The organism is Rhizobium sp. RU35A, from assembly GCF_900156005.1.
GTDB lineage: Bacteria > Pseudomonadota > Alphaproteobacteria > Rhizobiales > Rhizobiaceae > Neorhizobium > Neorhizobium straminoryzae.
In genome coordinates this window covers 1-6,785 of sequence record NZ_FTMR01000037.1, presented here as the reverse complement: position 1 = coordinate 6,785, position 6,785 = coordinate 1, and the positions used below count along the sequence as shown (strand labels likewise).

The following is a 6,785-nucleotide window of genomic DNA, read 5'->3' as shown; positions in this document are numbered from 1 at the left end:
GCACCGACGGCCAGCGATATGGCAACGGCGCGATGATCGCCATTGGCAGTCATCACGAAGCCCTTGGCCGTGCGCGTCGTGGTCGGCATGTCGAGCAGCGCATCGCGCTTGGCCTTCGACTGGCCGATATTGCCCAGCGTATCAAAGGCCGCCTTCACGTCATCGGCGAAGGCAAGGCCGGTATCCTTGAGGCCGTTGAAACCCTGGACGACACCGCTGCGATCGGCCTCCTTGGCTTCGGCAATCTCGGGCAGTTCCTGGAAGGTCACGACGTCACCCTCGAGGCCCCGCGCGGTGACGCTGGCCTTGCTGCCAACGTCCGCCAGCGTATGGCCGAGTACGACCAGCGAACCGACGCTGGCGCCGACACCGACGCTCTGACCGGCACCGATGCCGCCGCCGAACTGCAGCAGGCTGCTGTCATCGGCCGCATCCAGCCAGACATTGCCGTTGGCCGTCACAGTCGCGCCCTCGGCGATGCGAGCGGTCACGTCATTGTCGAGGACGAGCACGGAGACCGTTCCGCCGACACCGGTGGCTTGCGCGCTGACGCCACCGGCTCCGGCCAGTTGGCGAATATCGTTGGAGGCGCGGGCACCAATCTCGATGTTGCGCGCCGAGGCATTGCCGATCTGGGCTTCCACCGTCTTGCTGACACCGGTGCCGGGCAGAGTGAGACCAAAGGCGGCTCCGCTCATGGACAGGGCCACGCTGCCGGCGATCTCCAGGATGTCCGAACTGCTTTCGGCCGTCACCGAGACATTCCCTCTCGCCGCCGTCAGCGTCGAGGTCTTGTCGGCCACCGCACGCGTGGTGCTGTCGACAACCGTGACGCTGATCACGCCTGCCAGACCGCCGCCGGCCGCCGGAATGGACAACAAGCGCTCGTCGGTTTCTGCTGCGAGATTGACGGATCCGTCCGTGGATGTGACCGTTACGCCCGACCCCAGCAGGCTTTCGGCGGATGACAGCTGAACATTGCTGACGACCGTCGCGGCAATGGCATTGCTGCTGCCGAAGCTGACGCCGAGAGCACCGGCAAAGGCGAAGGCATCGATGTCATTCTTCGCGGAGATGCCGACATCATCGGCTGCGGTAATCGCAACATTGTCGGCAATCGCGGTCCTGGCGGAGCCCTCGAACGTATTCGACGAAATGTTGGCAGCAACGGTGGACGAGGCGGAACCGGACAGTGAGGCGACAGCCGTGATCGACATCGCCTGCGTTTCAGCATCAGCCGTGAAGTCGGCATCACCGCCATTGGCCACGAACACGCCGCCCTTGCCGACCGAGGTCAGCACTTCGTCCATCACGACATTGACCGCACCCTGCGCGCCATAGGTGCCGCCGGAACCCGACAGGCTGACGGTCAGCGAACCACCGACACCCAGCACCTCCTGGTTCATCCGGCTTTCGACATGGATCGTCTCGGCCTCGACATGGGCCCGATCGCCGATCGCCACCTTCGTCACGCCATTGGCAATGGTGATGCCGAGCGCACCGCTGAAGGATGCCTGCGTGCTCTGGCCGGCGGCGGCCACCGCGATGACCTGGTTATGCAGCGACTGCGTGACGGCCGGATCGGCATTGCGCAGCGGCGCTGCGATGTCACCGCCCAGAACCGGATCGACATAGTCGTGCCAGGTCTTGGACGAGGTGATCGAATCCTTTTCCGGACCGATCCATTCCTCGGACGGCGTCAGTACCTTGGCGACGATATCCGCCTGCCCGCCGGTTTCAAGATCGAGGTCGGTGCCGATGGTCGTCGTGACGTCGCGACCGCGATAGACGATCGAGCCGACCGCCCCGCGGGCCGATTTCGTCGTGCTGGTGCCGGTGCCGAGCGCAGCCGACACGCCCCAGGCCTTGTTGGCCACCCTGGACTGGTCATAGGCGCCGATCGTGGTGTCGCCGGTCGCGTTGATCGAGACGCCATTGCCGAGAGTCGTGGACGTATCGCCGAGATAGACGGTTGCGGCGAAGGCGCCCGTCAGCGAAGAGGCCTTACCACCGGCGCCGGCAATTGCCTCGGCCGAATAGGTGAAATCGGGGAAGGTTTCGTCGAGAACCTTTTTGCCATTTTCCAGGACGTCGTTTCCGTCCTCGTCGGTCTTGTAGCGCAGGACGTCGGCGACGTTGACGCCAGCGTTGAAGCGGCTCATGGCCTCGACGGTGACGTCCCCGGCCTGATGCGTCGCGGAGCCGAGCGCGACATTCTTGCCGATGCTGGTTGCAACCGTCGTCTTGATGACGTTGATGCTCATCGCAGCGCCCGTGGCATCATCGCTGAGCACGGCAGCACCCGAGGCCTCGACCATCGACATGGCATCGTGGTCGGCAACGATGTCGATAGCCCCCTCGGCCTCGATCTTCACATTGTCGGCCACGATGGCCTTCGTGTCATGATCGGCAAAATTGAAGCCGACCGCCGCCGCAAAGGCCTGCGTGGGCTTGGCGCCCTGCATCTGACTGCTGGCCGCGCTGATATCTTTATAGGTGGTCTTGAAGCGGTCGGCCGCTCGGCCGAAGATACTCGTATTGGGATTGCTTCCATCCGATCCGAGCAGGAGCGCATTGGTGGAGGTCTTGAGCTTCGACGCATAGGCTTCGATCGGCGTACCGCGCGCGGAGGCCTCGGCCTTGACCACCTCGACCGTATCGGAGGTGGCTTTGACGGCCACGTCGCCCGTGGCGCGGACGGAGGCCGCCAGCGTTGCAGTCGTATCGAAATCATGCAGGTTGATGGCACCTGCCGCACCATCGGCAGCCTGCGCACCGGCCGCCTTTCCGTCCGCCGTAGCTTCCGCCATGGCCTGCGTCCTGGCGCTGACCGTCACCGTTTCCGCATGGATCACGCCATCGCCGGTCAGCGCGCCGAGGCCCGCCGCTGCATCGGCATCGCGCAGCGTGACCGTACGACCGGTACCGATGGCGGCAGACACGTCACCATAGACGACGTTGATCGCAGCCGCCGCATCCATTGCCGTTGCTGCCGATTCCGTTGCTTCCGTCGAGAGGCTGAGGATGGCATCCGATGGACCCGTGCCGGCAACGCCCTGGGCGCTGGTGCGCACGCGCGCATCGGTCGATACCGCAAGGTCGCCCACATCGAGGATGGCATTGCCGTCTCCGATGGAAGCCTTGACGTCGAGTGACCCGACATTGATGCCGATGCCAAACCCCTTGGCGTCGCCTTCTCCGGCGGGATCATGCGCTTCGGTAAGTTCTTTCTGACGCTGCTTGATGCGGGCATCCAGATAGCCGGCGATCAGCGGCGTCGCCATCTTCGCAACGGAGAGGCCAAGCGCCGCGCCCCGCATGTCCTTTGTGGCGTCGTAGTAGCTGAGCAGGCCGTCTTCGCCCTCGAAGAACAGCCCATTGGTGCCATTAGCCGCATTGCCTTCAGCCTTGAGGGTGGTGGACGCAAGCGATGTCACCGTTACGGCCGGCTTGTCGGCGCCATTGGACAGGACGGTTTGAAGCTGCGACTGGTTGGCGGCATCATAGGCGGCCTGCGACAGCACCGTTACAGTGTTGTCGATCTTCGCCTCGTTCTCGAAGTCGACGATATTGAGGCCAAGCGCGATGATCAACTGCTTTCCCTTCAGACCGGACTTGCCGATGCTGCGGGCAAAGAAGTCGCTGGTATCCGCATCCAGCGTCTCGTCACCGTTCTCATCGGTGCCGTAGGCCTTGGTCGAGGCGTCAACCGTCAGCCCATCCTTACCGACTATGACGGTGCTGCCGGCGCCGAGCAGCGCGCGGTTGTCCTGGTTGGCGAGGTTGGCGGCGACCGACAGAACCGTGGCGCCGGCGCCTTCGTCAAACTCGGAGTTCGCACTGACGGAGACATCCGCATCCGTCACATTATACGCACCAAGGCTCACACCTTCGCCGCGCAGCGTCAGGTTGGCTGCCGTTTCAGCAACGCTGTCGAAGGAATTGTAGGAGAAGCCGGCACTCAGGACGAAGTCCTTCTTGCCCTGCTCCTTCATCACCTTCTGAGCATCCGCCTCGGCATTCAGCGCGGTCTCTGCCGATTGCGCCATCGCAGTGCTGTTGCGCAGTGCATTGGCGACAAGCCCAAGGTTGAGCACGGCGCCGATTCCGAGCTTGGCATTGGCAGCGGTCTCATCCTCCTCGCCAGCCGGAGGCACCCCGTCTTCTGCATCGTCTCCAAGATCATAGCCGGCAATGCCGGCAATCAGGTTGAGACCATTGGTGACCGCGGTGCTGACCGGCGAGACACGACCACCAGCCGTCGTTCCCATCAGATAGGTCGCAACCTTGTTGGCGCTGGCCGCTTCCACGGCCACATGGCCATCGGCAAGCACGCTCCGTTCAAGACGCGCCGTGGTATCCAGCATCTGGATGCCGCCGGACAGCGTGATGAGGTTGGCAGCCGTCGCGTCACCGACCATCTTTTCGGCGGTTGCACTCTTGTTGACGATCTGGAACGATGTTTCGTTGCGGGCGCTGACCGTCACGTCATCACTGGAGGAAAGAACGTTCTGTGCATGTGCACCGCCGCCGGAACCGGTTCTTTCCGCGATCCTGGCCGTGGTCTCTCCGAGAAGCACATTCACGCCGATATTGAGCGCGGTGCCGCTGGAGCCCTTTTCAGCGCTTCCGCCATTCAGCGTCGCATAGGTGTTCAAGCCGCCTTCCATGCCGGAATGCGCCTTGACTGCGATCGCGCCGACATCACCGGACAGGACCCCGGTATTCGACGCCGTCGACCCGACGGATACGCCACCGCGCAATTCTGCGGTTGTGTTCTGGTCGATCATGTTGAAGCCGACCGTGTAGGTCGAACCGAGACTTGCAACCGGATTTGCCGCGGCGCTCTGCGCGGCTGCCTGTGTCTGGGCCACCTGCGTCTGTTGTGCCTGCGTCTGTGCCAGGGCCGCATTGGCCGCCGCAATCTGGCTGTTTGCCGCCGTCTGCTGTGCCGGTGTGGTAGCCGTGTTGCTGGCCTGCGTGGCCTGGGCTTTCGCAGCCTCCGCCTCTTCGCGGATTTTGGACAGCCGGTCGGCCAGACGACCCGTGGCAGCCTCGGCGGCAAGCCCGGCCATCTCCTCGGCGTCACCCGCTTCCATATAAAGTACGGACAACACATTTTCGGCGCCGATCGACAAGGCACCGTCATGCGAAAGCTTCACGGCGGAATTGTCGATATAGGCGTCCACATCCCGCGTCGAGACACCGATACCAATCGCATAGGTGTTGGCGACAGCATCCGGCGCTGCAGCACGGGCATTGGCGATGATGCTACGGCCATTGGCGTAGTGGCCGGCATTCATGTCCTCGCCGCGGAACTTCAGAAGCTCGACCTTGTCGTCGTTCGGATCGACGTTTACCTCGAACTGCGTCGCCTTTACCGAAACGGCACCGGAATCGATGGAGAGATTTGCCCCTGCGCCATTGATGAAGGCGCTATTCGCCATGTTCTCGTAGGACAGGTTGAGCGCAAGCGCGGTGGCGCTGCCGCTCTCGCCGTCATAGGCCACTTCACTCGCAACCGAATTCATGGTCAGCGCATTCGAGCGGCTTTCCACGTTCAGGTTGCCACCGGCCGTGATGCGGGAGGTCTTGCCATTGCTGGCGGAGACCTCCGCCGAACTGTTGTCCAGCGCAATGAGCGCACCGGCCGCGGCACCCCAGACCTTGTCCTTGCCGTCCTGCCGCTTGCCGGAAATGCCCGATTTTTCGCCCCAGGCCGCGCTGTAGACGGAGGCCAGGGCATCGATTCCCGTTGCGGCATCCTTGGTAATGCCCCAATAGGTATTGATCTTCTCCCCGGTATCGTTGACCTCGCCACCGTCGGTGAAGAACTCGTTGACAACGGCCGTCACCACACCTTCCAGGAGGTCGAGGATGTTGTCGGCCGCATTGTCCTTCACGGAGAGCGTCCCAGCCTGTTCGGCGCGCAGAATGCTCTCCGTCTGAACATTGACGTCACCGGTCGTTGCGGTCACGCTGGAATTGCGGACGCGGGCAATGGCCTGGTGATCGGTAAAGTTGAAGCCGATCCCCAGCGCGCCTTCGGTAGAGCCGCCGGCCAGAACGTCGAACGTATTGCTGTTATCGCTCAGCGCATAGGCGCGGACATTCACATCGCCGTCGGCCGCCAGCGTCGCATCATCAACGGTGACCGCCGCAGTGTTGGTCACTACCCCGACGGAAACCGCCGCCGCATAAGGCAGAGAGATCTGGCCGAACGTGATGTTGCGCGCCGTGCCGACAGCTTCGGCTTCGGCACGGCTGTCGGCCGTAAGATTGACATCGCCACCGCGGCTGAGCACCGAAGCACCATTTTGCACGCTGACCGTCGCGCTCGAAAGCGCAACCCCCACCGCCGCATCAAAGGGAACCGGAATGGGCAGGACACTGTCGGTCAGCAGATCGCTGGCCAGGGACACCGTCGTCGCCTTTGCCTCGACATTGACATTTCCACCGGCTACCAGGCTCGACGCATCGACGGTGACGGTTGCAGACGCCGTGTTTGCCGACGACAGGAGGTAAGGACGGTTCACGTTGAAGGCGAGATCCTCGACAACGGCCGAGGCGGTTGCCTTCACGTCGATGTTACCGTCCGCCTGAAGACGGCTGCCCTTGGTGATCTTGATGTCACTGAAAGCTGTCCCGACCTGGACCACCGCCGAAAAGGAATCGGCCTTTTCATCCTTTGCGGTCAGGTTGACGTTCTTTCCGGCGATCGTTGCGTTGGTGAGGCTGATAGACTGGCCGGACAGCGTGACGTCACCGCCGGCATAGCTGCCGCT

Annotated in this window: 1 protein-coding gene; it reads right to left on the bottom strand. The window is 63.1% G+C overall.

What is annotated here, in order from left to right:
* Positions 1-6,785: hypothetical protein (locus F3H95_RS26865; protein WP_149748231.1), on the bottom strand; the 6,785-nt coding region annotated here is incomplete at both ends.